We start from the raw sequence: 26,095 nt of genomic DNA, 5'->3' as shown, positions 1-26,095 counted from the left end.
GGCCATGCGTTGGCCCTTGCATCCGCTGCGATCGAAGAAAGAAGACGATCATGCGCGCCATGGCATTGGTCAGGGCCGACGAGGACAGCGAGGCCGGCGTGATGCCGACCGCCTGGGAGCTGGAGGAAGTGACCCGCTTCAACGAAAGGCTTGCCGAGGCGGGGGTGATGCCGGCGAGGGGCTGCACCGCAGCAGCCGCGGCCACCGCATCCGCTTCGCTGCCGCCGGGCCGGCGGTGCTCGACGGGCCTTTCGCCGGGACAGGGAGCCGGTGGCGGGCTTCTGGCTCTGGAAGGTCGGCTCACTGCAGGAGGCGCTGGACCGGGCGAGGCAGGCCCCCTTCCGCAGCGGCGAGCCGGAGTTGCGCACGGTCTTCGAAAGCGAGGAATGCGGCGAGGAGCCGACCCCGATCTGCGCGCCCGCGAGACGGACCTGCGCCGCAAGCTGGAATAACCGGCGGCGCGGACAACCCTCTGGCGCAGCGCCCCGAAGCGATGGGATAAAGGTCCGTGCCGGGCCAAAGGGGGATGGATGATGCGCTATTTCGATTTCAGCTCGTGGCAGGGGATTCTGACGACGCTGCTGGGCCTTGCGCTGTTCACGCTGATCGGCGTGGGCATCCGGGTGCTGATGCTGCTGACCATCCAGCAGCGCCAGCAGCGCATGAACCGCCAGATCAACGAACGCCTGCGCACGCTGATCGCGGCCTACAAGGTGCTCGGCGGCTCGTTCACCGGCGAGCTTCTGGTCGATCCGGCGCATCTGCGCGACCTGCGGCAGCAGGCCCAGACCGCCGGCGCGGAAGAGGCCGGCGGCTCGGACCGCGCCCGCCGCATCCGCGACGCGGTCGAGGCGGCGCTGTCCGACATCATCCTGCTGGGCACCGAGGAACAGGTCCGCCTGGCCAGCCATGCCGCGGCCGAAATGGCCGCCGGCCGGCCGATCCATACCGCCGAGCTGGTCGTCTCGCTGCGCGATTTCATCCGCAAGGCGCTGGACCTGGCGCCGGTGCCCGGGGACGTGACCATTCCGCTGCAGGGCCCGGCGCGCCAGCAGGGCGGTTCGTCCCGGGGCGGGCGCGGCGAAGGCGGCGGCAAGACCGGCGGCGGCGGCGGCGGTGCCGCGATGGGCGGCGGCATGGGCGTGGGCATGGGTCTTGGCGGGCTGGGGCGCCACGCCGACGACGCGCGATCCTGAACCGCCGCCAGCGCCAGGCTTGCGATGCGAGGGCGATCCTGCGATCCTGCGGCCATGACCGGGGACCTGAAGATCCTGCGCCAGCATGTCCTGCTGGCGGCGCGGCTGTTTCGGAACTACGGCGCGGTGCTGGCCGCCACCTGGCTGGCCGGCACCCTGCTCGGCGCGCTGCTGATGATGCTGGCGGTCGAGATCGGCTTCGCCGACCGGCTGGCCGGGCTGATCGCGCTGGTGCCGGTGATCCTGCTGCAACTGGTGCTGTTCGTCGCCATGTTCGTGATCCTGCGCGATGGGCTGCCGGTGCTGCGTTTTCGCGCAAGACGCCGCCGCGAGGCGCCGGCCGCCGGAACGGAGGCGGCCGACGGCCGGCCCGGCATCGGCATGCTGGCCGGGGCGCTTCTGGCGGTGCTGATCCCGTTCTACGGCTATTATGCCGGCTGGGGCCTGCTCGGGAACACGCTGCGCGACTATTCCAAGGCGTTCCTTTCGACCTCGATGGAGCGCATCGACTTCACGGAGGTCTCGCCCGAGCGGGCGCCCACCGCGCTTGAGGTGCAAAGCACGCTGTGGGTGGTGGCGGCGGTGCTGCTGATCTGGGCGATCCGGCGCGGCGCGAAAGCCATGCACAAGCGCAGCGAGGCCGGGATCTGGCCGCTGCTGGTCGTCGCCTGCGAGGCGAGCTGGGCGGTGCTGGGCCTTTACGTCATCGCGGGCTGGCAGGAGGGCTTCGTCGCATGGCTGGCTCAGCTGCCCTCGCCCGGCGCCTTGTGGCAGAGCCTGTTCCCGCCCGCCGCGGCCGAGGTCGTCGATGCCGCGCGCCGCCCGGTGGACTGGCCGCCCGCCTTCCAGCCCTGGCCCTGGCTGGTGCGGCTGTTCTGGTATGCGCTGCTGCCGCTGATCTGGTTCAACCTCGGTGCCATCGTCTACGGCCACGACCTGAACCTCATGGCCGAGGAGACGCGGCGCTCGGCCGGCAAGGTGCTGGACCGCTGGCAGGGGCTGCCGAAACCGCTGACCGACTTTCTCGGGCATTTCTGGGCCGGGCTGGTCAGGCGCTGGCATGCGGTGGCAAACGGCGTGCTGCTGGCCGGATCGGCGGGGTTTTCGCTGACCGTCTCGGTGCTGGTGCTGTGGCGGCTGGCCGACTGGGCGGGCCGCTGGGCCTGGATCGGGCTGGCCGAGCTGATCGGGCCGCAGGACCTGCGGGTCTGGCAGGTGGCGCAATATCCGCTGAACCTGCTGTTCGGTGCGCCGGGCCAGCAGCAGGACGGGGTGCTGGTCTGCGTCCTGCAGTTCTGCATCCTCGCCGCCGGGCTGGAGCTGGCCGGGCGGGCGCAGGCGGCCCGGGCCGCTAGCGCAGATCGCGCAGCACCGGCCTGACCGGGAATTCCAGCGCCTCGGGCCGCGTTCCCAAGGCCGAGACGCGCAGCCGCGCCCCCTTCAGCAACTCGGCAGGCACCAGGAAAAGCTGGTCCGACAGAATCTCTTGCCCCTCGGGCGGCGCGTCATGGGGCAAGGGGTTGCAACGGCCCATGTTCTCGCCGTCGGGTGCGATCACCCGGACCGCCCCTTCGGCATCGGCGCTTGTCAGCGGCAGCCATTGCCGGCCGGCGGCGTCGCGCAGGCCGACATCGCAGCCGGCCCAGCCATGCCGCGCCGCCTCGGGACCGCGCAGCGCCAGGCGGACCAGGACCAGCGCCCGCTCGGGCAGGTTGGGCGCGGTTCCCGCCCAGACCTGAACGACCCGGACATGCACGCCGCGCAGCTCGGCCTCCGCCTCGCCCGCCTGCGTCACCTGCCATTCGCGCGCGCGGCGCAGGTCGGCGATCTCGGTCCAGCCGGCGACCACCACATTGGCAAGCAGCAGCACCGCGGCAAGGATGATCCACAGCAGGTGTTTCATGGCGCGAACCGGATGATCGGCTGGCGCTCGGGCAAGGCCGGCGGGGCGAGGTGCAGGGCGCTGTCGAAGACCGCGCTGGCGCTGCCCGTCAGCACCAGCGCCCCGCCCGCGACCTCGTCCTCGGGCAGCTCGAAGACGGCGATGGCGCGGTCGGTCAGGCCGGGCTGGAACCAGCGGCTTTCAAGCCCGCGCGGAATGTCCTCGGCGCGGTGCGACAGCGCATAGCGCCGCCCGCTCGCCCCCTGCCAGACCGCGTCGAGGCGCTGCGAGGCCAGCCTGGGCTCGGCCTCGATCTCGGCGATCAGGAACAGGCCGTCGCTGTCGCGGACCAGATCGCGGCCATAGCGGCGAAAGGCGATGCGCTCGGCCAGCCGCATGCCGGTGAAGCGGGCCCGGAAGCTGCGCGCCTCGCCGGTTTCGCCGGCCGCGACAGGGCTGCGGAACGGCTGCACGGTGCTGTCATAATCCGGCGCGCTCTGCATCATGGCGCCCAGCAGCGCCGCCCCGGCCAGAACGATCAGGACGCGCCCCGCCCGGATCATGGCGCCCCCTCTGGCGTGGTCGCCATGCGGCCGGCGGGCTGGAACAGCAGCCAGCTCGACTTGCCATAGAGATTGTCCCTGAGCTTGAAGGTCTGCCGCTGGAAGGTCAGCGAGACCGGCCCGGGCTGCCAGCCCGGCGGCACCCGCCAGGCCAGCGTCACCCGCTCGGCCAGCCGCGGCTGCAGGTGCCAGAGCAGCTCGCCGTCGCGGTCGAGCGTGACCTCCGGCTCGGGCCAGGCCACGCCTGCGGCAGCCAGTTCGGGCGGGTGCGGCGGAAAGCCGAAGACGGCGGACTGGGTCTCTCCGGTCAGGTTCAGCAGCCGGGCGCGCAACAGCAGCCGCCGGGGCTCGCCCTCGCGTTCCGGCGGTGCCAGCGAAAGCGACAGCGGCGTGATCTCGGTCCGGCCCAGATCGACCGGCTGCCCCAGCGCCACCGCAGGCGGCTCCTGCGGCGCCCGCGCTTCCTCGACCTTCAGCCAAAGGCCGAGCAGCACCGCGGCCGCGACCCCGATCGAGGCGGCCATGCGCACCCTCAGACGCCGCAGCAGAGAGGCCCGTTGCTTACCCGTCATGCGGGAATTAAGGCGCAAGCCGCCGGGCAAGCTCAAGACGCGGGCGGCCGGGTCGGCGGAATCCGGCCGGAAAACCGCCCCGGTTCAGCGCAGCCCGGCCATGCGCAGCGCATCGACATAAAGCTCAAGATCCTCGGGATGCTGCAGCGGCGGCACCTTGCGCCAATGCGCGATGGTGAAGTTCGGGTGCACGCGTATCACCTCGCGCGCATGGTGGCGGGCCTCGTCCATCTGGCCCAGCAGCGCGTGGCTGGCGGCCAGAAGCCGATGCGCCTCGGAACCGTCGCGCATGCGGGAAAGCGCCTCGATGGCCTCGGCATATTCGCCCATGTGGAAATGGGCGTCACCCAGGAACCACAGATAGGCGTCCGGGTGATAGGGATTCAGCCGCATCGCCCGCCGGATCAGCCGCACCGCCCTTTCGCCTTGCCGGACATAGGCCAGGCAATCCCCCGTATAGGCCAGCAGGTCGGCGTCGTTGGGGTTCAGCGCCAGCGCATGCTCATAGGCCGACGTCGCCTCGGCGTGCTGCTTCTTGTAAAGATGCGCCAGCCCCATCTCGGAAAAGCCGCGCGCGTCGAACCCGTCGCATTCCACCGCGCGCTTCGCCAGGTCCAGCGCCCGGTCCAGCGCCGCCTGCGGATCGCTGCTCCAGTTGTAGCGCCATTCCACGTTGAAGGTCCGCGACATCGCCGCATAGCTGCGGCCATAGAGCGGATCGAGCTCCTGCGCCTGCTCGAACAGGCGGCGCGCGTGCAGGTTCGCCTCGGGACGGAAGCGGAAGTCCAGTTCCAGCCCGCGCAGCACCAGCCCATAGGCGTAAAGCGCCGGGTGGGTCTGCTCGGCCAGCCGGCGCCGTTCGGCCGCCTCGATGCGCAGGGCGACGCGTGCGGCGGTCGTGGCGGCGATATCGTCCTGGATGTCGAGAATGCCCGCCATCGCCCCGTCGTAGCGTTCGGACCAGAGCGTGTTCTCGGTCTCGGCCTCGATCAGGTCCGCAGTGATCCTGATGCGGCTGTCCACGCGCCGGAAACTGCCGGCGAGCAGATAGCGCACCCCCAGCCGCCGGCCGATCTCGCGCAGCGACGCGACCTCGGCCGCCGCCAGGAAGGCGGAATGGCGGGCAATCACCATCAGGTGCCGGAACCGGCTGAGGCTGGTGATCAGATCGGCGGCAAGGCCCCGGCACAGATGCAGGTCGTTCGGGTCGCCCGAGAGGTTTTCCAGCGGCAAGACCGCCAGCGAGGCATCGGGCAAGGCCAGCGTCCCGGCGGCAGGCGGTGGCGCGGCAGGGATCGCGCGGGGCCCCGCCGCCGCCGAGGCGAGCCCGACCGCATAGATCTCGACCGGCGCCGTCATGTTCCTGAGCCGCTTGCGCCCCAGCGAGCGCAGGACCAGGTCGGGATGGCCGCGCACCAGCCGATAGACCGCTTCGGTGATGCAGACGCCGCCGGGCGCGGCGAAGCTCTGGATGCGCGCGGCCAGGTTGACGCTGTGGCCATAGACCCCGTCGCTGCCGGCAAAGACCTCGCCGATGGAGATGCCGATGCGATAGGCGATCGGCTCGGCCCCGCCGGTCCAGGCCGCGTCCTGCGACAGTTCCTGCTGCATCTCGAGCGCGAAATGCAGCGCCTGGTGGACGCTTTCGAAAACCGCCACCAGCCCGTCGCCGGCGGTATTCACCACCGAGCCGCCGTAATCGCCGGCCAGCCGGCGGATCAGGCGCAGCGAGCGCGCCAGCCGGGCGACGGTGCCGGCCTCGTCCCGCTCGACCAGCCCGGTATAGCCGTGCACATCGGCATAAAGCACGGTGAGCAGCCGGGGACCGGACAGATCGGACTGCGCGCTCATCACCCTGACATCGGCTCCCGGCTTTCCTGCATGGCGGCAATGCCTGCCGGAGACCGTGAAATCCGCCCTGAACTGAACTGTCAAGTGCGGAAACCCCGGAAGCGGGCGGCTCCCCGACAGGCGGAACCGGCCGGACGGGTGCCGCCGCGCGCGGAGCAGCCGGCCGGAACCGGGATCGCGCCGGCGGTGCGCGCCGGACCGGCCGGACCGAAAGCGACGCCGCCTTGCCGTTGTCGGATCGTCCCGTCAGGCCCGCGCCATCGGCGGGGGCGCAGGCGTCGGTCCGGGCTGCGATGGCGCTTCGGCGGCCGGCCCAAGCAGCGCCAGCGGTTCGGCAAGGGCGCGGGCCGCCTCGCGCCAGGCGGGCGCATCCAGGTCCAGCCGCCGCAGCACCGCCGCCCTGCCCTGCCCCCGCTGCGCCAGCTTGACCATGGCGCGGTAATCGGCGGCCAGTCCGCCCAGCAGCCGGTCCAGCTCTTGCAGGTCCTGCTCCAGCCGGGCGGCGACCGCGGATTGCGCGCTGGCCTGCGTGGCGATGGCCAGCGCCGCCGCCACCGGAACGCTGCCGGCCCGAAGCCCGCGATAGTCCAATTCCAGCCGGTCGAGCAGCGCGGCCGGCCGCGACAGCCGGCCGGCATGAGGCCCCGCCGCCCCCAGCAGCGCCTCGCCGCGCCAGTTCCCCGCCGCCGCCCGGGCCGCGGCGCCGGTCAGCGCCCGGCCCAGCCGGTGACGCTGCGCCAAGGGCATCTCGGTCCCGGCTTCCAGCAGCGCCTCGACCGCCGCCGCCAGCTTCTGGGCCAGTTCCTCGATGCGGGTGCAGGCCTGTATCATCGGCCCGTCGGCGCCCTCGGTCCGGTGCAGTTCGGCCGCCAGCGCGCCCCAGAGCCGCTGCGCGCTGAACCGGATCATCCCGGCGCCGCGCGGCGCGGTGCGGGTATGGCCGCGCAGGATGGAGCGGCAGCGATCCAGATCGCCCGCGGCGGCCTTCAGCAGCGCCGGCAGCTGCGCGGCCTCGCAGGGCGGCGCGGCCAGGCCGCGGGCCAGCGTCCCGGCCTGGACCAGCAGGCTGCGGGTGCGGGGCAGCAGATGGTCCAGGCAATAGCGCGACATGGCGCGCAGATCGGCCTCGGCCTTGGCGGCCGCGCCCTCCATGGCGCCGGTGCCGCGCCCGCAGACCGGGCCCGGCTGCCCGCCCTGCAAGCCGGCCCGGACCTGCAAAAGCAGCGCCGTCATCGCCAGCCGATGCAGGGCCGCCCCGGTCAGGGCCGGAAGATCGGGGGCATGGACGGCTGTGCATGGCGGCTTGGACATTGCGGCGGCTCTCGGGCTGTCATGGTTGCGCCTTGCTCCTGCCGTATCGATCGGCCACAATCAGTGCGCGAACGCACAGAGCCGGCATATTCGACCTGCAACCGGCCGGATCGAGGCCATGACACCGGAACAGGGCGCGGGTGATGACGGAAACGCTGGGGCTGGGCGATCTGGATTGGTTTGCCGGGCTGACGCCGCGGGATCTGGCCCCGATCGAGGCCGCCCTGAGGCGGCGGCAGTTCGACCAGGGACAGCTGATCCTGGAGCGCGGCGATCCGGGCGATACGGTGCTGTTCGTGCTGTCGGGCCGCGTGCTTGCCGTGCACTGGACGCAGGCCGGGCGCGAGATCGTCTATAGCGACATCGGGCCCGGCTGCGCCTGCGGCGAGCTGTCGGTGCTGTCGGGCAGCCCGCGCTCGCTGTCGCTTTACGCCCGCAGCGCCTGCACGCTGTTCGAGATGCCCGGCGCGCTGCTGCTGGAGCTGATCGGGACCCATCCCTCGGTGCGGCAAGCGATCATGGGCCATCTGGTGCGCCAGATCCACGGCCTGACCGACCGGGTGCATGCGCTGATCTCGCTCAGCGTCGAGGAGCGGCTGCGCGCCTATCTGCTGCGCATCGCGCTGGAGCGCGGCGGGCTTGAGCGCGGCCGCGTGCTGCGCGACCTGCCGACCCATGCCGAGATCGCCAATATCGTCGGCGCCAACCGCGAGGCGATCAGCCGAAACCTGGCCAAGCTTGGCCGCGAGGGCGTGATCGAGAGCGGCCGCCGCTTCCTGCGCATCCTGCGCCCCGAGGCGCTGTTCCCGCAGGCCGCCGAAACGGCCGCCCCGCCCGCGTTCAGCCCGCCAGAAGCTCGTCCGGAGTGACCGCCGCCAGCCCCAGCGCCTCGCCCACCGGCGGCGAGGTCAGCCGCCCCTCATGCGTGGCAAGCCCGGCGCGCAGATGCGGGTCCTGTTCCAGCGCGCGCCGCCAGCCCTTGTCGGCCAGCGCCAGCAGGAAGGGCAGCGTGGCATTGCCAAGCGCCTGGGTCGAGGTCCGCGCCACCGCGCCGGGCATGTTGGCGACGCAGTAATGGACGATGCCATCGACCTCGTAGATCGGGTCCTGATGGGTGGTCGGGCGCGAGGTCTCGAAGCAGCCGCCCTGATCGATGGCGACATCGACCAGCACCGCGCCGCGCGGCATGGTTTCCAGCTGGGCCCGCGACACCAGCTTGGGCGCCGCCGCGCCCGGCACCAGCACGGCGCCGATCACCATGTCGGCGGTCTGGATCAGCTCGGCGGTCGCCGCGGCGCTGGCGTGCTGGGTGGTCAGCTTGCCCATGAACAGGTCGTCCAGCCAGGACAGCCGGGGCAGCGAGCGGTCCATCACCGTCACGTTCGCGCCCATGCCGACCGCGACCCGCGCCGCCGCGGCGCCGACCACGCCGCCGCCGATGATCAGCACATTGGCCGGCCGGACCCCCGGCACCCCGCCCAGCAGCACGCCGCGCCCGCCATTGGCCTTTTGCAGCGCCCATGAGCCGACCTGCGGCGCCAAGCGCCCCGCCACCTCGGACATGGGGGCAAGCAGGGGCAGGCCGCCGCGCGCATCCGTCACCGTCTCATAGGCGATGGCCGTCACGCCCGAGTCGAGCAGGTCGCGGGTCTGCGCCGGATCGGGCGCCAGATGCAGATAGGTGAAGAGCACCTGCCCCTGCCGCAGCATGGCGCGTTCCTGGGCCTGCGGTTCCTTGACCTTGACGATCAGGTCGGCGGCGGCAAAGACCGAGGCCGCGTCCGGCGCGATCTGCGCCCCGGCGGCCAGATAGTCCTGATCCGCGAAACCGGCGCCCAGCCCGGCATCGGTCTCGACCAGGACCTGATGACCGTGGGCCACGGCTTCGGCGGCGGCGGCCGGCGTCAGGCCGACGCGGAATTCCTGCGGCTTGATTTCCCTGGGGCAGCCGATCTTCATGCTCATCTCCTCTCCTCGCGCTGGTTTCGGTGCGGGTGCGCGACCAGTCTGCCCTGCTTGGCCCGCAAGCTGTTGCGAAGATGGCCCCGGCTGGCGCGCCCGAACGGAACAGGACCCTCCGGATGGCGAGAAGAATCGAAGATCCTTCCATCGTCAAGCCGATTGGCGCAATGCCGCCCCCGTTTCCGGCCCCGCGGCGCGCGGAATGCCCGAATCGATGCGGAGGAAGAGCGGCGGCCTCGGCCGGCGATCAGCCGCCGGTGCAGAAACTGGCGTAAAGCACCGCCATCACCCGCCGCGCCGGCTCGCTTTCGATGCGATACCAGATCACCTGCCCGTCCCGGCGCCCGGCGATGATGCGGTCGCGGCGCAGCAGCGCCAGATGCTGCGAGACCGTCGAATCGCGGATGCCCAGAAAAGCGGCAAGCTGGCCCACCGACTTTTCTCCCGAACTCAGCGCGCAAAGGATCATCAGCCGGTGCTGGTTGCCCAGCGATTTCAGGAACTCGCTGGCCTCGGCCGCAGCCGCGCGCATCGCCTCCGGGTCGATCCCGGCAGCATCGGGTCGGGAGCAGTCTGGCTGGGTGTCGCTGGTCATTCTTGCATACCTACACGATTCCGAATATATGGTCAAGCTGCCCGCCCGGAACAACGAGGTTCGACCATGCCCGGCCCGGACAGCCAGATCGTCTGCATCGCCTGCGGCGCGGTGAACCGCCTGCCGCCCGCGCGCGATCCGGCCGCCGCGCGCTGCGGCAAATGCCGGAAGGCGCTGTTTTCCGGCCAGCCGGCCGAGGTGGACGGACGGATGTTCCAGCGCCAGATCGGCCGCAGTTCGATCCCGGTTCTGGTCGATGTCTGGGCGCCCTGGTGCGGCCCCTGCCGGATGATGGCGCCGGAATTCGCCCGCGCCGCCGCCCTTCTGGAACCGGCGATGCGGCTGATCAAGCTGAACTCCGAGGCCGAGCCGCAGGCCGCCGCCGCCCTTGGCATCCGCGGCATCCCGACGCTGCTTCTCTATCGCGGCGGGCGCGAGATCGCGCGGCAATCCGGCGCCATGGACGCGGCTTCGATCGCCGGCTGGGCCCAGGCGCGGCTGCGCGGCTGAGGGCGGCGCGGTTGCCCCGGCGGCACGCTCGGTTAAGCTGGAGGCCGGAGCAAGACGGGCGAGGACGACATGGGCCAACTGATCGACGGCATCTGGCATGACGAATGGTATGACACGGAAAGCAGCGGTGGACGTTTCCAGCGCAGCGTGACCGCCTATCGCAACTGGATCACCCCGGACGGGAGTCCCGGTCCCAGCGGCAAGGGCGGCTTTGGCCCCGAAAGCGGGCGCTACCATCTCTATGTCTCCTATGCCTGCCCCTGGGCGCATCGCACGCTGATCTTTCGCGCGATCAAGGGGCTGGCGCCGCATATCGACGTCTCGGCCGTGCATCCCGACATGCTGTCCGAAGGCTGGACCTTCGCCACCGACTTCCCCGGCGCGACCGGAGACCGGCTGTTCGGCCTGCCCTACCTGCGCGACATCTACCTGAAGGTGGATCCGAAGGCTTCGGGCCGGGTGACGGTGCCGGTGCTGTGGGACAAGGCGCAGGGCACCATCGTCAGCAACGAAAGCGCCGAGATCATCCGCATGTTCAATTCGGCCTTCGACGGGCTGACCGGCAATCGCGACGACTATTGCCCGGCCGACCTGCGGGAGCGCATCGACGCGATGAACGAGCGCATCTACGACCGGGTGAACAACGGCGTCTACAAGGCCGGATTCGCCACCTCGCAGGCAGCCTATGACGAGGCCGTGCAACCGCTGTTCGAAACGCTGGACTGGCTCGAGGGCCATCTGGGCGCCAACCGCTACCTGTGCGGCGACCGGATCACCGAGGCGGACTGGCGGCTTTTCACCACCGCGCTGCGCTTCGATCCGGTCTATCACACGCATTTCAAATGCAACCGCCGCTGGCTGCGCGAATATCCGAACCTCTGGGGCTGGACGCGCGAGCTTTACCAATGGCCCGGCGTCGCCGAGACGGTGCATTTCGACCATATCGTGCGGCATTACCATTACAGCCACGTCACGATAAACCCGCATCGCATCGTCCCGATCAATCCTCTGATCGACTGGGAGGAGCCGCACGGCCGGGGTTGAGACGAGGCGCCGCAGGGTTTTCCCCTGGACTGACAAGTCTGCCCGCACCAGCCAGGCGATAATCGCGCCGGTCGCCGTTCCTGGATCTGGAGATGTCGATCGGCGTCCGCGCGGAGGATGACGAGCAGGCCGAACAGGGCCCGGCCGGAATGGGAGGCCGGAGGGAGGTGATTTCCGGGGCGGAACCGGGGCTTTCAAAGGCGCTGCGCCGGCCCCGAGAAATTTTCCCGACGGCTGTATTTTTCCGCTTGCGCCCGCCGACGCGCCCTCCTATACGACGCCTCACACGGGCGCCGGAGACGCCGCCCGAGACCTCCGGTGGGGCCATAGCTCAGTTGGTAGAGCGCTTGAATGGCATTCAAGAGGTCAGGGGTTCGACTCCCCTTGGCTCCACCAGTTTAAATATATCATTGTATTTCAACAGGATAGGCGGAAATCTCTGCCTTGCTGCCTAGGCCATTCTGCCTAACTTGCCGAATAAAGCGCGGGCCGAAAAAAGCGGCCGCCCGAAGGTGACCGCCAAGTTTGCCATTAAGGCTCCTACTGCGAGTATTGCGGCAGGTCAGCCCCCATCATCGCGAGACCGTTGCGCACGATGAAGGCGTTCTGGAAGATGGCGAGGGAGGAGAGCGCCCGCCAGTCCTGCTGCGAAAGCTTATAGTCCGGACTGATGATGGATGCTGACGCGCCCGCCACCCCACGCTCCAGGTTCCTGAGAAGGTCCCCGGTTGGGTTGCTGGTGAGAGTTCCAATGATGCCGCCACCATTTGAAAGGCCGCTGGACCGGAAATCGAAGATCGGTTCAACCCCCGCAAAGCCGGCTACAAAATCAACACCAATCGGCAGGATGGAACTGAACCCGGCGCGCTGGAAGGACGCCCGAGCGATGGCATCAGGGGCCAGCCGCTTCTCCAAGTATTCGTCCCGGTCGGCCCTGCCCTGCGCGTTAACTGCCGTTTGGGCGGCATAGAACAGCCCCCCGAACAGCATGGATGACATGAAGGCCGAGAAGGTTTCCCAATCGCGGTGATGGATGCCGGCCAGAAGTTGCTTCGAGTAGGCCGCCAACATGAAGGACCGGAACTGGAAGACCGTCTTGCCAAGCTCCTTGGTCATAAAGGCCGGCATGTTGCCGGGGTCGTTCTCCTGCACGGACCTCTTGGCCCACCTATCGACCCCGTTAACGAAAGCGTTCCGGGCATCCAGATCGTCCCACTTCTCGATGTTGATGCGGGAGACCTTCCGGCCCAGCAGGCCCGTTGTCTGGTCCACATGCTTCTGCAACTGGGCTTGGATGCGTGGGTGAAGCTCGTCGGAAATTCCGAGGGCTCGCAGCCGCTTCTGGTTGATCGGGCGTCGACCCGTGGCGTCATCCATGAACCGCTGGACCAGAACCCTGCCGTTGAGGCGCTGAAGGACCATGTTGATGTGCGCCATCCCTGAGGAAACGGAGGTGACCATCTTGCCCCGCTGAAGGGTGTGATCCAGCAGTTGCATCTTGGTGGACCCGTGAGCTCGGAGGTCAGATATTGCTTCGAGGATGAAGAAGTCGAGCAAGTCCTGGAGAATATGGGAGACTTGCAGGTGCGGCGCCTGCCCGTTCTCAATCGTGACAAGCGGCTGGTCGGGATCATCTCTCTGGGCGACCTCGCGAGGAACGGCGAGGTGGCGGAAGCCGGCGAGGCTTTGAGCGACATCTCGGAGCCGGGCGGCGAGCATTCGCAAACGGCGCAATAGCACACATTCAGGGCGGACCCTTGCGGCCTTGGCCTCCTGTCGGTCAGCGACCCTCCCGCAAGCTCCCGGCGAGTGGCCCCGCAATGCAGGCGCAGGCTGGCCCCCTGCTTGCCTCCAAGGCCAAAGTCGGCCTTGCACCGGCCGGTCGCAGCCGGATGGCAATCAGCCGGTCGCTCACAGGTGCAAGCCAGGGGAACAGCCAAGGAGACCTCGCGGCCGGGGGCCAGCCGCTGTTCAGCCCCCGAAGCCGTAGAGGATCGCGACGCCGCCGAGAAAGACCGCAAGCATCGCGGCCGAATCGTAACCCATGCCGAGGACGGTCTTGTCTCTCCGTTCCAGCAGGCCGAGCAGCAGGATGCCTGTCATGACGATCGCCAGCAGGCTGGTGACGATCTCGAACCGCCCTACCTGATTCAACACCGGCCCGCCGACATAAAGGACATCGGTGAGAAAGACGAGAAGCAGGTTGAAGACATTGGAGCCCAGGATGTCGCCGACCGCCATTTCATGGCGCTTCATGCGCAGCGCGGCGGTGATGGTGCTCAGCTCCGGCAGCGAGGTCGAGATGCCGACCAGCAGGAATCCCACGAAGCTGGCGCCGAGGCCGGTCTGCTCGGCCAGCGCGTCCCCGGTCAGGGAAAGAAACAGGCCGGCGAGAAGGATGACCCCCGCCAGGGCCGTCAGCTTGAGACAGAGAGGCCCGAGGCTTTCCTGGCGATGCTTGTCGCGATCCGGCCCACCGTCGTCCCCGGATTCGTCGCCCGGTTTTTCGGTCTGGTCCTGGACGGTCCAGACCTTGCGATGCTCGTAGCGGGCGGACATCCACAACGCCCCCAGGCAGAGCAGGAAAAGCGCCGACGACCAAAGGCCGACCCCGAAGACCAGGACGTCGCCGACGGCCATGGCCAGGGCCGTGAAGGCCAGAAGAACGATGCCCATCGTTCCCTGGAACAGCATCGCGGGCTTGGCGATGAAGGAGGTCAGCGCCTCGCGGCCGGTCAGCGGATCGACGGCGGCAAGCAGAAAGAGATTGATCGACTCGCTGCCGAGAAGGTTGTTGAGCGCCAGCAGCGGGCTTCCGGTGAAGGCGGCAGTCGAGACGGTCGATATCTCTGTCAGCGAGACGATGCCGCCAAGCAGAAGCATTCCCGCAAAGCCCTTTCCCATTCCGGTCCGGTCGGCCAGGCGATCGACCAGCCGGACCATGCGGGTTCCGGCGATCCAGACGATCGCGGCCGCCGCGGCAAACAGCGTGACATTGAACCAGACGGAGCGGCCGCTGAAATCGAGCAGTTCAGACAATTGCCCGGTCCCAACCGCTGTAATGCTCGTCGCTGCGCGCGCCGCGCGGCAGGCTCAGCCCGATCAAGGCGATGCCCATCGCGATCTCGGCAGCGGTCGCGGCGCCCGACCCGCCGCCCAGCAGGAACGGCGAGGCGCAGATCCAGGCGCCGAGCGCAACATTGAGGAAACGCACCGCGCGCACCACTTCGGCCATGGCCGTGACAGCCACCATGACGACGAGGCAGCCGACGACATGGTCGCTGAAATAGAGCGGAGGCTGCGTTCCGAAGATCAGGGGCGTCGCCATCAGCACGACGCCGAGCGCCGCGCTGGCGGCGAGCGTCCAGGGGAAGGTCACGCCGCCGAACACGAAATCCTTCAGGAACGCGCCTGCGGAACGGTTCAGATCGGGCTCGGGCGTCTGGTTCTCGGACAGCGCCGGGCCCCCCTTCCAGAAAGTGCGCCAGAACGGCTCGCCCGCCCGCTTGGCACGCCAGAGATACTGGGCTGTCGCCAGCACCTCGTCGACCGAGTAGGGAATGAGGACGACCGTGACGGCCGCCTGGATGATGCAGAGCGTGCAAAGCGCGCCGATCAGCGGCGGCTGGATGATGATGAAGGACACGCTGACCACGCCGAGCGGGATGATCAGCAGGCCGAACAGGAAGACTATCCACGGCATGGTGCGCCAGCGGCGCCGGTCGCCGATGGCCCCGGCCAGGATGTCGACGGCGTAGGCGAAGGCGCCGAGCCCGGCGTCGGCGATGGGAAATCCTTTCGACACCCAGGAGGTCACGACCGCCTCGCTGCCGTTGCGGGCCGAGGTCTCTGCCGGGCCGAAGAACGGATCCCACAGCCCGTCTATATGGCCCATCTGGTAGGCGGCGAGATAGCGGGAGACGAAAAGCCCGACCAAGGCCAGCGCCACGATAGGAATGCGCTGCGTGAAGGATGAGGGCGAATAGCTCCAGCCCAGCGGCCGGTCATCATCGGCCGCCAGCGCCCGGCGGCTGATGCCGGGCGTCGGCGGAATCATCACCGCGAAGGCCACCACCAGCATGCCGACCAGCGTGTCGAGACCATAGGCGGCCGCGCTGGTGGTCCAGAACACCAGCGGCGCGAACATCACCCATAGCCCGACGGCGGCGGTGGCCCATTGCATCCAGCGGCGGCGGCGCGCCATGCCCGCCAGCGCCAGAACCGCGATGAGCAGGCCGGACAGGATTTCGCTGATGCCGAGCCGCATGTTCCGGACCTGCGGTTCGGCGATCTCGTGGCCGAGCGCGGGCGGCAACGTCGCCGAGACCGGATCGAAGAGCCCGAGCGTCATCGGCGCGGCCATCAGCCACAGGCCCAGCGCCGCATTCGCCATCGGCGCCCAGAGTGTCCAGAACCGATGCCGCTCGACGGCCTCCTCGACCTGATCAAGGCTGCGCTCGAGCGGCTGCCGAAGGCGTTCCTTGGCCTGATCCAGTTCCGGCTGCGACGCGGCGACCGCGGACGGGTCGAGCTTGTTCTTTTCATACCAGTCGGTGGGGTCCTGCTTGAGCCTGCGGATCATCTCGGGCAGCGTTCCGGTCAGGCTGTGCCTGGGCGCCCATCCAAGCAGCGAGCGGGCGCGCGAGATGTCGATCTCGTAGTGATCGTCGGAGTTTTCGATCATCCACGGCTTGATGTCGGTTTCCTCGTCCAGAACCTCGGTCTGGACCCAGGCGCCGGCCTTGGTCATGCCCTTGGGCAGGCTGAGCGTGCGCCACTCCTCGTTATGGATCAGCCGGCCTAGGCGCTTCTGCATCTCCTCGTAGGACGGCGTCTCCTCCTCGCCGATCAGCATGACCGTTTCTTCGGGAAGCGCGGCGCGACGATCCACGGTGCGCATGATCGCGTCGACCAGGTCGTCCTTGTGAAGATAGGGCTGGCCCGCAGTCAGATCGCCGGTGAAAAGATAGGCCGTCGGCAACCGCTCGAAGATGCGGGCGATCTGCTGGGCGACGAAAGCGGCCCGGCAGTCCTCGTCGTAGACGCCCGCGAGCCGCAGGATCACCGTCCTGACGTCGCCGCGCTCGCGGGCGATCAGCTCTTCGGTATCGGCCTTCGACTGGGGATAGGCCCAGGGCGGATCCAGCGGGGAATCCTCGTCGATGCGCACGCCCTTGCCGGGGCTCGGCGCATGCACCAGCAGGGTGCTGGAAAAGACGAACTGCTCGGCGCCCACCGCCTTCAGCGCCTGAAGCAGCCGGCGCGTGCCCTGCACCGTCACGGCGTCGTATTTGGGATTGTCCTCGCCGGTCGTGTCGTAATAGGCGGCCAGATGGATGACCGAGGCGATGGGCCCGCCGGCTTTGCTGGCCGCCTGCCGCACGGCGCCCTCGACGCTTTCGTCCGAGGTGAGGTCGATCTCGACCGTCTCCACGCCCTGGATCGGGTGCTTCGGTTGCGCGACGTCAAGGCCGATGATGCGATAGCGGTCGCGCAGGCCCCTGGCGATGGCCTCTCCCAGAAACCCCGAGCTTCCGGTGATCAGGACCGTCGGGCGGTTCGATTCGTCATTTGGCATCGTCATCCTCCCGAAAAGGACGCTCAGCGCAACGCATCCCCCGAGCTGGCTTGTTCCAGCGCCCATGTCAGCAGGCGCCTGCAGATCATCTCCCGAAAGCCGTTCGCCCTGCCAAGCTGCATCCGGGCGAGTTCTTCCCTGCGATCCGTGCGCCGTGCGCCTGCGGCCATCGCCGAGAGGGCGGCCGAGGCCGTCCCCCGCCGCGTGGCGGTCCTCTCCTTCAGGAACGAAAGCGCCGGGAGCAGTTTTCGTTCCCCGGGCGTGAAATCCGTTCCGAAGGGGAACGGCCCGCCGCCGCCGCGGTTGCGCGCCTCGCGCAGGCGGCCGGGACCCGCGTCCGGGCCGTTCGGGCAGCCGCCAGGCGCGTTCGATCTTTCCTGCATCGCGTGCCTGCCGCCTCGCCGCGCGTTCTGGCGGCTGCACAGCCATTATTCCGCGGCCTCGTGCAGCTTCTTGCCCCGACGATGCTGACTCGCCAGCGGCGAGATGTCCTCCATCGCAAAGCCATCGACGGCAATCACGCGCGCGGTCGCAGCCTCGGCGGCCCGGATATGGGCAAGCTCGTCGTCGCTGATCAGGCCGCGGCGGTGCGCCTGTTCGGGATCGCGGAGCTTTGCCTCGCGCATCTTCTTCTCGATCGGGGCGCTGGCGGCGACCAGGTGGAAGGCTTCCTCCAGATCCCGGACCGGATGACCGTCCCGGCCTTAGCCCAGATAGAGGTTCGGCGTCAGCCGCTCGCGTTGGGCCGTCGGCTCCAGCAGGATCGCGGCCACCTGATCGGCCAGCCTGTCGGGCGGATGGGCACGAGGAACGCCCAAGGGGAATGCGAGAAAGCGCACGAGCCACGCCGCCCAGCGTGCAGGCAGGTTGGCCAGCACGCCGTCGAAGGCGGCGGCGATGCGGTCGGTCCCCGTCAGCATGACGTAATCGACGATCGGCAGGTCCTCCTCCTGCCGGCCCTCGTCCTCGTATCGCTTCAGCACCGCGCCGAGCAGGTAAAGCTCGGCCAGGATGTCGCCCATGCGCGCCGACAGCATCTCCTTGCGCTTGAGCGCCCCGCCCAGCGTCAGCAGCGCCATGTCGGAAAGCAGCGCGAAAGCGGCGGACAGTCGGGACAGCCGGCGCCAATGATGCGGCAGCGCGGCACCGTCGGGCGCAGGTGCGATGCGGCCGCCGGTCCAGCCCCGCCCCCAGGTGCGGAAGACGGTGCGGAGGGCATGGCCCGCATGGGCCCAGAAGCTGCGGTCGAAGGCGTCGAGGCCGGCGGCCTTGTCGGCCTCCGACAGCGCCGTCATCTCGTCGAGCATGTAGGGATGCGACCGGATCGCGCCCTGGCCGAAGATCATCAGGTTGCGGGTCAGGATATTCGCCCCCTCGACGGTGATGCCGATCGGCACCGAGCGGTGCTGCCCGCCGAGATAGTTCCTCGGCCCGTCGATGATCGTCTTGCCGCCATGGATATCCATGGCCTTCTCGACCGATTGCCGCATGCGCTCGGTCGCGTGATATTTCATGATCGCCGAGATCACGGAGGGCCGATGGCCTTCATCAAGCGCCGCGACCGTCAGACGGCGCGCGGCGTCGATCAGGTAGGCATTGGCGGCAAGGTCGGCAAGATGTTCGCGCACGCCCTCGAAATCGCCGATGGGAAGGTTGAACTGCCGCCGGATGCGGGCATAGGCGCCGGTGACGCGCGCGCATATCGCCGCCGATCCCGCCGATTGCGACGGCAGCGAGATGCCGCGGCCGGCGGCAAGCGCCGTCATCAGCATCTTCCACCCCTGGCCGATCTGCTTCCTGCCGCCAAGGATCCAGTCCAGCGGAATGAAGACGTCCTTGCCGTGAAGCGGCCCGTTCTGGAAATGCGTGAACTGGGGCATATGGCGTTCGCCGTGGCTGACGCCCGGCGTCGCGGTCGGGATCAGCGCCACGGTAATGCCGCGCTCCACCCCCTCGCCCAGCAGGTTGTCGGGGTCCCGAAGCTTGAAGGCGAGACCCATCACCGTCGCCACCGGGCCGAGCGTGATATAGCGCTTGTGGAAGTCGAGCCTGATGCCCAGCGTCCGCTCGCCGTCGATATCCCCATGCTCGACGACGCCGGTATCCGTCATCGCCGCCGCGTCGGAGCCCGCATCCTCGGACGTAAGGCCGAAACAGGGGATTTCGCGGCCGTCGGCCAGCCGCGGGAGCCAGTAATCCTTCTGCTCCTCGGTGCCGAAATGCAAAAGCAACTCGCCGGGGCCGAGCGAGTTCGGCACCATGACGGTGACGCCGGCCACCACGCTTGCGGTGGACACCGTTCGAACCACCTCGGAATGCATCGCGTTCGAAAAGCCAAGCCCGCCATATTTCTCGGGGATGATCATCCCGAAGAATTTCTGCTCGCGCATGAAGCGCCAGACCTCGGGCGGCAAGTCGCGATCCTGCCAGGCGATCTTCCAGTCGTCGACCATCGCGCAGAGTTCGCGCACGGGCCCGTCCATGAAGGCCTGTTCGCGCTCTGTCAGCCTCGCCGGAGGCATCGCCAGAAGCGCCTTCCAGTCCGGATTGCCCGAAAACAGCGCGCCGTCCCACCAGACGGTGCCGGCATCGATCGCTTCGCGTTCCGTCTCCGAAATGGGCGGCATGGCGGCGCTGGCCCATCGGAAGACAGGCTTGGTCAGGTAATCCTTTCGAAGCTTGCGTAAACCCATGATGCGCTCGGATGCCTTTCCGGGTAATGCGCCTTCGTTCGGATTGGTTCCTTGAGCGTCGTCACAGCTTGGTGTGCCGTCCCGGATGTCAGGCCCAGGACCTGCGGGCCTGCGATGATCGGGGTCGAAGGGTCGGCGCCTGGCGCGGGCCGCCTGCGGATCCGGCTCGAATGCGGTTGCAACTGCCGCAAAGGCGAAATCTCGCCCCCTTTGTCCGGCCGCCTCTTGCGGCGACCTCGGGGGCTGGGCGCGGATCGCTCTTCCCTGCCTAGCCGCAGGTCGTCAGGCCCAGAACCGGAAACAGCGTTAGCAGGATGGCCAGGAAACCGATCCAGCCGCCCGCGCGGGCGATCCTGCCGCCTGCGTCCCCGGCTTTCGGCATCCGCCAGAGGATCAGCGCCCCGCCCATGAGCGATGCCAACCACAGCGAGATCAGGGCGAAGCGGTGCAGGTCGCCAACCGGGGCGGGACGGGCGGGCCAGTCCAGCGCACAGCCCAGCCCGTGAACGGCATAGATCGCCGAAAATGCCGCCGCCCAGAGCATCGGACCCAGCAAGGCGCGCAGGGGCCAGGTCATGACAGCACCTCCTGCGCGGCAACCAGGCCCGTCAGGACGGCGGTGGTCGCCAGGGTGTAGTCCTGCCAGATGCGCCAGACGGGCCAGGCGGAAACCCGGCCCGGCGCGATCCGGCCGTCCCGGCGCTGCACGAGGCACAGCAAGGCAAGCATCAGCGCGATCCCGACATGAAGCACGACATAGCCCAGCCCCGCCGCCCGCAGAGCATCCCGGGCATGGCGGGTCGGATCGTCCAGCCCGGCCGCAAGCAGCCCGGCGGCAGCCAGCGCCGCCCCCAGAGCCAACAGGGCAGCTGACGCCCCCCGCGCCAGCGACAGCCGCGCCAGGGCCGAGGCGGCGAGCAGCGACAGAAGCAGCAGCCCCGCCGGGATCGCCGCCCGCGCCGTGCCCGGGCCGCTTTCCGGCGCGGGCCAGTTCGGCGCGATCACCGACAGGAACCCCACCGCGAAAAGAAAGCAGGCAAACAGCGTGCCGTTGGCGATCAGAAGGCAGACCAGCCCGGTCCGGGCCAGACCGTCCTCTACCGCCCAGTTCGGCGGCAGGCGCAGTCCGGGAGAGACCTCGACCGGGCCGGCGTCGCGGCGGCAGCCCATGAACCCCTGCCACTGCCAGGCGGTCAGCGCGATGGCGGCCAGCGCGACCGCGGCGGGACGGTAGAAGCCAAACAGCATCAGCAGCACGAAGCCCCCGATCACCGCCGCCGTGACCACCGGCAGGAGGGTGTTCCCCGGCAGCACCGCCACATGTCGCGGCGCGCCGCCCAGGGCCTCGACCACCAGCGTTTCGCGGCGGTCCCGCGGCGCGCCGGGCAACATCCCTTCGCCGCGCGCCAGGTCCAGCGCGGTCTGCCCGGGCAAGGGCAGCGAGGCGATGTTGTAGCTGGGCGCCGGCATCGGCATGGCCCATTCCAGCGTGCCCGCTTCCCAGGGATCGCGGCGCGCGCGCGACCCGAAAACGACCTGAAGCAGCAGGTCCAGCAGGAACAGGGCAAAGCCCATTGCCATGACGAAGCCGAACAGCGAGCTGACGAGGTTGGGAAGGATCCATTCGGGATTGTCGGGATAGGCGTCGATCCGGCGCGGCATGCCCAGAAGGCCGGTCAGGTGCATGATCAGGAAGGTGCCGTGAAAGCCGATCAGGATCAGCCAGAAGGCGGCCTCGCCCACCCCCTTCACCCGCGCGCAGCCGCTGAACAGCGGCAGCCAGTAGACCGCGGCCGCCATCATCGGAAAGACGAAGCCGCCGATCAGCACGTAATGCAGATGCGCGGTGACGAAGGCCGTATCATGCGCCTGCCAGTTGAAGGGCACGATGGCCAGCATCACCCCGGTCAGCCCGCCCATGACGAAGGTCGAGAAGAAGCCCATCAGGTGCAGCATCGGCAGCCGCATCTGCGGCCGCCCCTGCCACATCGTCCCGATCCAGGCGAAGATCTGCACCGCGGTCGGCACCGCGACCAGCGCCGATGCGGCCGAGAAGAAGGCCAGCGCCATATGCGGGATGCCCACGGCGAACATGTGATGCACCCACAGGCCGAAGGACAGGAACACCAGCCCCAGGACGGCCGCGACGATGGCGCCGTAGCCCATGATCCGCGTGCGGCACATCACCGGCAGGATGGTGGAAATCGCCCCCGCCGCCGGCAGGAAGATGATATAGACCTCGGGATGGCCGAACAGCCAGAACAGGTGCTGCCACAGCAGCGGATCGCCGCCGCGCGCCACGTCGAAGAACGGCCAGCCGAAGGCGCGCTCGATCTCCAGCAGCACCGAGCCGAGGATCAGCGGCGGAAAGCCCACCAGCATCATCGCCGCCGTGCCCAGCATGTACCAGGCCATCAGCGGCATGTCGGTCAGCCGCATGCCCGGCGCGCGCATCCGCAGGACCGTCACGATGATCTCGACCGCCGCCGCCACCGCCGAGACTTCGACGAAGGTGATGCCCAGGAGCCAGACATCGGCATTGATGCCGGGGCTGTAGGTCTTCGACGACAGCGGCGTATACATGAACCAGCCGCCATCCGGCGCCACCCTGGCCAGCAGCGCCAGCAGGATGATCGCGCCCCCGAAGAGATAGCACCACCAGCCAAAGGCCGACAGGCGCGGAAAGGCCAGGTCGCGCGCGCCCAGCATCTTGGGCAGCAGATACATCCCCAGCCCCTCCAGCATGGGAATGGCAAAGAGGAACATCATGATGCTGCCATGCATGGTGAATATCTGGTTGTAATGCGCGGTATCGAGGAACGCGCCCCCCGGCGTCGCAAGCTGGGTGCGGATCAGCATCGCCAGCATCCCGGCGACGGCGAAGAACACGAAGGCGGCGATCATGAACCGCAACCCCAGCTCGCTGTGGTTCACCGAAGACAGGAAGCCCCGCAACCCCGGCGGCCGGCCCCAGACCCGGTCCAGCTCGCGATGAAGGCGCAGCGCGTTCTGCGGCGGATTGGGGCGCGGCGGGATCATTCGGACTCCTCCGCGGTCAGATCGGGCGGATCGTCCGGCGGCCAGACCAGCACCTCGAAGCGCATCCCGGCATAGCCGGTCCCGGAAAACTCGGCCGAAGTGCCGTGATAGAGGCCCGGCGCATCCGCCTGGATCCGCAGCAGGTTGTCCCGTCCGGGCAGCGCATCCATCTTGCCGGCAAGGCGCGGCACCCAGAAGCTGTGGATCACGTCCTCGGACCGGATCACCACATCGACCGGACGCCCGGCGGGGATATGCAGCTGGCCGCGCGTTTCGACCATGCGCCCGTCAGGCCCCGGCTGGCGGAAGCGCCAGTCCCATTGCCGGGCGATGGCCTCGACCCGGATCGCCTCGGGGTCCGGCCGGGCCTGCAGCCTTTCGCCCACCCAGATGCCGGCGCCCACCACCGCCGCCAGCACCGCCAGCGAAAAACCCAGCCCCATGCCGTGGATCCAGAAGCTTTCGCCGGGCCGAGGATGCGGCGGCGCGGCGAAACCGCGCCAGACAAGCGCCAGCACCATCAGCGTGATCAGCACCGCCCCGGCCAGCATCGCCCACCACAGAACCGCGATCTGCGCCGCCGCCGGCCCGGCGGGCGCAAGGCTGGACAAGGGGCCCTCGCAACCCGCCAGAAAAGGAACCATCAGCGCCGCCGCCGGTTGCGGCACAGGGGATGCGGGCGCCGCCCGGTCCCGGCAGGCAGCAGGGAAGGTCCGGGCATGGCGAGACGCAGGCGGCCCCGCCGCAGGTTCAGGGATCCGATTCACGAACACCGCAGCTTCCACCTGACGGAATCCCGCATCGCCATCGCCGGGCATCCGATCCATGCCATGCTGGTGACCTTTCCGATCGCGCTGTGCATCTGCACGCTGGGCGCCGATGCGCTCTATTGGTGGACGGGCGACCCGTTCTGGCCCCGGACCGCGCTCTGGGCGTCGGGCGTGGGTTTCCTCATGGGGCTGCTTGCCGGGCTCGCGGGCACGGCCGAGCTGCTGCTGGTGCCCGGCATCCGCATCCGCGCGGCAAGCTGGACCCATTTCGTCCTGGCGGTCATGCTGCTCTCGGTTCTGGGCGCCAACTGGGCGATCCGGCTGGACGATCCGGTCGCGGCGGTCCTGCCCTGGGGCGTGCTGACCTCGCTTCTCGCTGCGGGCATGACCGGCATGACCGGCTGGCACGGGGGCAAGCTGGTCTTCGATTACGGGCTGGGCACGCAGGGAGGACCGGAACAGGATCATGGGGCCGCTCCGCGGGGAACGAGGAACTGATCCGGGATCAGGGCCGTCAGCGCCGAAAGGTCGGGCTTGGTCAGAACCAGCGCCAGCACCACGCCGATCAGCGGCAGCGCCAGCGCCAGCCCGACCAGCGGATGGGCCGGCCGCGCGCGGCCCGGCTGCTCGCCCGAGCGCTGGATCAGATGGCCAAGCCAGACATGGACCAGCACCATGGCCGCGACGAAGGCCAGCTTCGCCAGAAGCCAGGGCTCGAAGACCCGGGCAAGGAAGACCAGCGCGGTTCCCGCCGCGATGGCGATCAGCGCGGCGGGCGTGGCGAAGGCGATGTAGCTGACATGGGTCACCAGGCGGAACCGCGCGAACTGCCGCTGGTCGCGCATCCCGCCATGGGCATGCATCAGCAGGGGAAGCGCGATCAGCGCCGCGCACCAGCAGGCAAGCCCGACGAAATGGATGAATTTCACCGCCGCGATCATGCCGCCGCGCCCAGCCGCCAGACCCGCCGCAGCATCAGCGCCGCGACCAGCGCCAGCGGCACCAGACCCGGCACCCACATGACCAGCCCCGCCGCCTGCTGATCGGCAAGGGCCTCCACCCCCCAAGCCCAGCTGCCGGCGAGATGCTGGGGATAGAGAACGCGGTCCGAAAAGGCCAGCACCGCGCCGATCAGCCCCATCGTCCCGGCCAGCGCCCCCACCAGCAAGGCATGGACAAGCAGAGCCTCGGCGCTTCGGTCTCCGGGAAGGAACACCGCGGACCAGAAGGCCCAGGCCGGAACGAACAGCGCGGCCTGCATCAGCCAGTAGAGGGCCGCGCTGTTCCACGCCGCCGAATAGGCGGCCGGCACATGCCAGATGACCAGGGCGAGGCCCGTGACGGCAAAACCTGCCGCGGCCGGAACCCGGCGAAACGGCAGGCCGGCGGCAAGCGCAGGCGCGGCCAGCCCGACCAGCAGCAGGTGATGAACCGCCCGCGCGGAGAAAAGCGCCGTGGTCAGGGCGCAGAGCGGCGAAACGAAGGCGAGAACCAGACCCGTCCAGCCGGCTAGGAAAAGAGTCCTTGCCTCCGCGTGCCGCAGCCCCCAGACCAGCGACAACAACAATGCCGCGATCAGGACCGGATCGAGGTTCCAGCTGCTCCAGAGCCCTCCGGGTTCGGGCGTGGGCCCGCAATAGGAGGTGCCGATTTGCGCCTGCTCGCTGTCCATGGGCGCCCTCCTCGCGGCGATCTCTGTCCGGTTGCGGTGAAGCATCTGTCCAGTGACAACCGGCAAAGGGGGCTGCGGTTTCATCCGCCCCGCATGCGCATCAGCCGGATCGGCCCTCGGCCTCCTCGCGCTTCCGCGGCCGTCAGCTCCGGTCGCGGCGGCGCATGAGGTATACATCAGGCCGGCGGCCCGATCGCACCGGCCCTTGCCCGACAGCTTCCCGGCCCGGCCGCAGCGGGCGTCACGCCGCGATCACTCCCGCGATCAGCGTGACCGAGACTGCCGCCAGCCAGGCCGAGGCCAGGCGCTGCACCACGCGCAGCCGGCCGAGACCGCGATCCCCGATCCGGGTCAGCGTCCCCGCCGAACCCCAGAGCAGCGCCGCCGCGACCACCATGGCGCAGAACAGTGCCAGCCTTGGCGCAAAGCCCGGATCCGCGGGCGCCGGCAGCAGCACCAGGCCGAAGATCAGCGCCTTGGGGTTCAGCACCGTGGTCAGCCAGACCCGCCGCGCCGTCACCTCGTCGCCCGCGCCATCCTCGCCGCCTCGCCCCCACAGGCGGACGGCCAGCAGCATGACCCAGAGCGCCGCCACGAGCTTCAGCCCCACCGCCGCCGCCGGCCAGCGTTCCAGCAGCCCGGCGCCGAGCCAGGCCAGCGGCAGGATGGCGGCCAGATAGCCCAGCAGCTCTGCCGGCATCAGGCGCAGCACGGCGCGCAGCCCCTTCTGCGCCCCGGCAAGGCCCATCAGCGTATTCGTCGGCCCGGGCGCGATCAGCAGCGCCAGGACGGCGGAAAGGAAGGCCATGACGCTCATCGCGCGAATCCCCGGCAGGTCTGTCCAGCCCCGGCGGTTT

25 protein-coding genes, 1 tRNA gene and 1 pseudogene are annotated in these 26,095 nt (G+C 69.2%); 9 read left to right on the top strand and 18 right to left on the bottom strand.

Features of this window, described 5'->3' with window-relative positions:
• Window positions 1–50: 50 nt before the first annotated feature.
• From L632_RS23835 to L632_RS0110745, 3 genes are all read left to right on the top strand, one after another.
• A complete protein-coding gene (locus L632_RS23835) occupies window positions 51–452 on the top strand; it encodes a hypothetical protein (protein ID WP_198021822.1) in 402 nt (133 codons plus the stop codon).
• Between the two features lie 78 nt (window positions 453–530).
• Window positions 531–1,196 carry a hypothetical protein gene (locus L632_RS0110750; RefSeq protein WP_036697995.1) on the top strand — a complete coding sequence of 222 codons (666 nt, stop codon included), beginning with the start codon at window positions 531–533 and terminating at the stop codon, window positions 1,194–1,196.
• A gap of 54 nt (window positions 1,197–1,250) precedes the next feature.
• Entirely contained in the window at window positions 1,251–2,576 is a 1,326-nt protein-coding gene (locus L632_RS0110745) for a hypothetical protein (protein WP_036697990.1), read from the top strand.
• Here the strand turns inward: L632_RS0110745 and L632_RS0110740 are convergent.
• The 5 genes from L632_RS0110740 to L632_RS22505 form a co-directional block, all read right to left on the bottom strand.
• Window positions 2,548–3,099 carry a hypothetical protein gene (locus L632_RS0110740; RefSeq protein WP_028716786.1) on the bottom strand — a complete coding sequence of 184 codons (552 nt, stop codon included), beginning with the start codon at window positions 3,097–3,099 and terminating at the stop codon, window positions 2,548–2,550. The genes L632_RS0110745 and L632_RS0110740 overlap by 29 nt on opposite strands.
• Complete coding sequence (locus tag L632_RS23500; protein WP_051476430.1) at window positions 3,096–3,641, bottom strand: hypothetical protein; 546 nt, start codon at window positions 3,639–3,641, stop codon at window positions 3,096–3,098. The genes L632_RS0110740 and L632_RS23500 overlap by 4 nt, the downstream gene beginning before the upstream one ends.
• Window positions 3,638–4,165 (bottom strand): hypothetical protein, encoded by a 528-nt coding sequence (locus tag L632_RS0110730; protein ID WP_028713710.1) that lies wholly within the window; start codon window positions 4,163–4,165, stop codon window positions 3,638–3,640. Before L632_RS0110730 ends, L632_RS23500 begins: the two co-directional genes overlap by 4 nt.
• Before the next feature lie 132 nt (window positions 4,166–4,297).
• The gene (locus L632_RS0110725; RefSeq protein ID WP_028713709.1) at window positions 4,298–6,064 is read right to left on the bottom strand and encodes a tetratricopeptide repeat protein; all 1,767 of its coding nucleotides are present in this window, start codon (window positions 6,062–6,064) and stop codon (window positions 4,298–4,300) included.
• Window positions 6,065–6,310: 246 nt separating this feature from the next.
• Window positions 6,311–7,375 carry a hypothetical protein gene (locus tag L632_RS22505; RefSeq protein ID WP_051476429.1) on the bottom strand — a complete coding sequence of 355 codons (1,065 nt, stop codon included), beginning with the start codon at window positions 7,373–7,375 and terminating at the stop codon, window positions 6,311–6,313.
• A 143-nt stretch (window positions 7,376–7,518) separates the two neighbouring features.
• Here L632_RS22505 and L632_RS22500 point away from each other — a divergent pair, with 143 nt between their 5' ends.
• Window positions 7,519–8,244, top strand: coding sequence for a Crp/Fnr family transcriptional regulator (locus L632_RS22500; RefSeq protein ID WP_051416289.1), 726 nt, complete (start codon window positions 7,519–7,521; stop codon window positions 8,242–8,244).
• Here L632_RS22500 and ald read toward each other — a convergent pair.
• Window positions 8,216–9,334: an alanine dehydrogenase gene (gene ald / locus L632_RS0110710; RefSeq protein ID WP_028713708.1), complete on the bottom strand. Its 1,119-nt coding sequence runs from the start codon at window positions 9,332–9,334 to the stop codon at window positions 8,216–8,218. The two genes, L632_RS22500 and ald, sit on opposite strands and share 29 nt — an antisense overlap.
• A gap of 250 nt (window positions 9,335–9,584) precedes the next feature.
• Complete coding sequence (locus L632_RS0110705; protein ID WP_051416288.1) at window positions 9,585–9,932, bottom strand: metalloregulator ArsR/SmtB family transcription factor; 348 nt, start codon at window positions 9,930–9,932, stop codon at window positions 9,585–9,587.
• A 66-nt stretch (window positions 9,933–9,998) separates the two neighbouring features.
• Here L632_RS0110705 and L632_RS0110700 point away from each other — a divergent pair, with 66 nt between their 5' ends.
• The 3 genes from L632_RS0110700 to L632_RS0110690 all read left to right on the top strand — a co-directional run bounded on the left by L632_RS0110700 (window position 9,999) and on the right by L632_RS0110690 (window position 11,882).
• Window positions 9,999–10,442: a co-chaperone YbbN gene (locus tag L632_RS0110700; RefSeq protein WP_028713706.1), complete on the top strand. Its 444-nt coding sequence runs from the start codon at window positions 9,999–10,001 to the stop codon at window positions 10,440–10,442.
• A 69-nt stretch (window positions 10,443–10,511) separates the two neighbouring features.
• Window positions 10,512–11,486, top strand: coding sequence for a glutathione S-transferase family protein (locus tag L632_RS0110695; RefSeq protein ID WP_028716785.1), 975 nt, complete (start codon window positions 10,512–10,514; stop codon window positions 11,484–11,486).
• Between the two features lie 320 nt (window positions 11,487–11,806).
• Window positions 11,807–11,882 (top strand) — tRNA-Ala (locus L632_RS0110690).
• Between the two features lie 144 nt (window positions 11,883–12,026).
• On the opposite strand, the gene L632_RS0110685 is transcribed toward L632_RS0110690, so the two are convergent.
• On the bottom strand, window positions 12,027–12,983 hold the full coding sequence (locus tag L632_RS0110685; protein ID WP_084648092.1) for a hypothetical protein: 957 nt from the start codon (window positions 12,981–12,983) through the stop codon (window positions 12,027–12,029).
• Window positions 12,984–12,995: 12 nt separating this feature from the next.
• On the opposite strand from L632_RS0110685, the gene L632_RS23830 reads away from it, so the two are divergent.
• The gene (locus tag L632_RS23830) at window positions 12,996–13,223 is read left to right on the top strand and encodes a CBS domain-containing protein (protein ID WP_232220966.1); all 228 of its coding nucleotides are present in this window, start codon (window positions 12,996–12,998) and stop codon (window positions 13,221–13,223) included.
• A 234-nt stretch (window positions 13,224–13,457) separates the two neighbouring features.
• On the opposite strand, the gene L632_RS0110680 is transcribed toward L632_RS23830, so the two are convergent.
• From L632_RS0110680 to L632_RS0110650, 7 genes and pseudogenes are all read right to left on the bottom strand, one after another.
• Complete coding sequence (locus L632_RS0110680; protein WP_198021821.1) at window positions 13,458–14,525, bottom strand: sodium:calcium antiporter; 1,068 nt, start codon at window positions 14,523–14,525, stop codon at window positions 13,458–13,460.
• Complete coding sequence (locus tag L632_RS0110675; protein WP_028716782.1) at window positions 14,518–17,064, bottom strand: NAD-dependent epimerase/dehydratase family protein; 2,547 nt, start codon at window positions 17,062–17,064, stop codon at window positions 14,518–14,520. Before L632_RS0110675 ends, L632_RS0110680 begins: the two co-directional genes overlap by 8 nt.
• Window positions 17,065–17,087: 23 nt before the next feature.
• Window positions 17,088–17,447 carry a hypothetical protein gene (locus L632_RS0110670; protein WP_028716781.1) on the bottom strand — a complete coding sequence of 120 codons (360 nt, stop codon included), beginning with the start codon at window positions 17,445–17,447 and terminating at the stop codon, window positions 17,088–17,090.
• 45 nt (window positions 17,448–17,492) lie between these two features.
• Window positions 17,493–19,757 (bottom strand): annotated as a pseudogene (locus L632_RS22495) (acyl-CoA dehydrogenase).
• A 268-nt stretch (window positions 19,758–20,025) separates the two neighbouring features.
• Complete coding sequence (locus L632_RS0110660) at window positions 20,026–20,334, bottom strand: hypothetical protein (protein WP_028712463.1); 309 nt, start codon at window positions 20,332–20,334, stop codon at window positions 20,026–20,028.
• Complete coding sequence (gene ctaD / locus L632_RS0110655) at window positions 20,331–22,796, bottom strand: cytochrome c oxidase subunit I (protein ID WP_028712462.1); 2,466 nt, start codon at window positions 22,794–22,796, stop codon at window positions 20,331–20,333. The genes L632_RS0110660 and ctaD overlap by 4 nt, the downstream gene beginning before the upstream one ends.
• The gene (locus L632_RS0110650; protein ID WP_036698012.1) at window positions 22,793–23,440 is read right to left on the bottom strand and encodes a cytochrome c oxidase subunit II; all 648 of its coding nucleotides are present in this window, start codon (window positions 23,438–23,440) and stop codon (window positions 22,793–22,795) included. Before L632_RS0110650 ends, ctaD begins: the two co-directional genes overlap by 4 nt.
• 75 nt (window positions 23,441–23,515) lie before the next feature.
• Between L632_RS0110650 and L632_RS22490 the strand changes: the two genes are divergently transcribed.
• Complete coding sequence (locus tag L632_RS22490) at window positions 23,516–24,064, top strand: DUF2231 domain-containing protein (RefSeq protein ID WP_051416181.1); 549 nt, start codon at window positions 23,516–23,518, stop codon at window positions 24,062–24,064.
• Here L632_RS22490 and L632_RS0110640 read toward each other — a convergent pair.
• The 3 genes from L632_RS0110640 to L632_RS0110630 all read right to left on the bottom strand — a co-directional run bounded on the left by L632_RS0110640 (window position 24,031) and on the right by L632_RS0110630 (window position 26,055).
• Window positions 24,031–24,495, bottom strand: a complete 465-nt coding sequence (locus L632_RS0110640) for a CopD family protein (RefSeq protein ID WP_232220965.1) — start codon at window positions 24,493–24,495, stop codon at window positions 24,031–24,033. The genes L632_RS22490 and L632_RS0110640 overlap by 34 nt on opposite strands.
• 8 nt (window positions 24,496–24,503) lie before the next feature.
• On the bottom strand, window positions 24,504–25,238 hold the full coding sequence (locus L632_RS0110635) for a cytochrome c oxidase assembly protein (protein ID WP_028712459.1): 735 nt from the start codon (window positions 25,236–25,238) through the stop codon (window positions 24,504–24,506).
• 241 nt (window positions 25,239–25,479) lie between these two features.
• Window positions 25,480–26,055 (bottom strand): LysE family translocator, encoded by a 576-nt coding sequence (locus L632_RS0110630; RefSeq protein ID WP_028712458.1) that lies wholly within the window; start codon window positions 26,053–26,055, stop codon window positions 25,480–25,482.
• Window positions 26,056–26,095: the final 40 nt, after the last annotated feature.

Source organism: Paracoccus sp. J39 (genome assembly GCF_000518925.1).
GTDB lineage: Bacteria > Pseudomonadota > Alphaproteobacteria > Rhodobacterales > Rhodobacteraceae > Paracoccus.
This window is presented reverse-complemented; position numbering and strand designations above follow the sequence as displayed.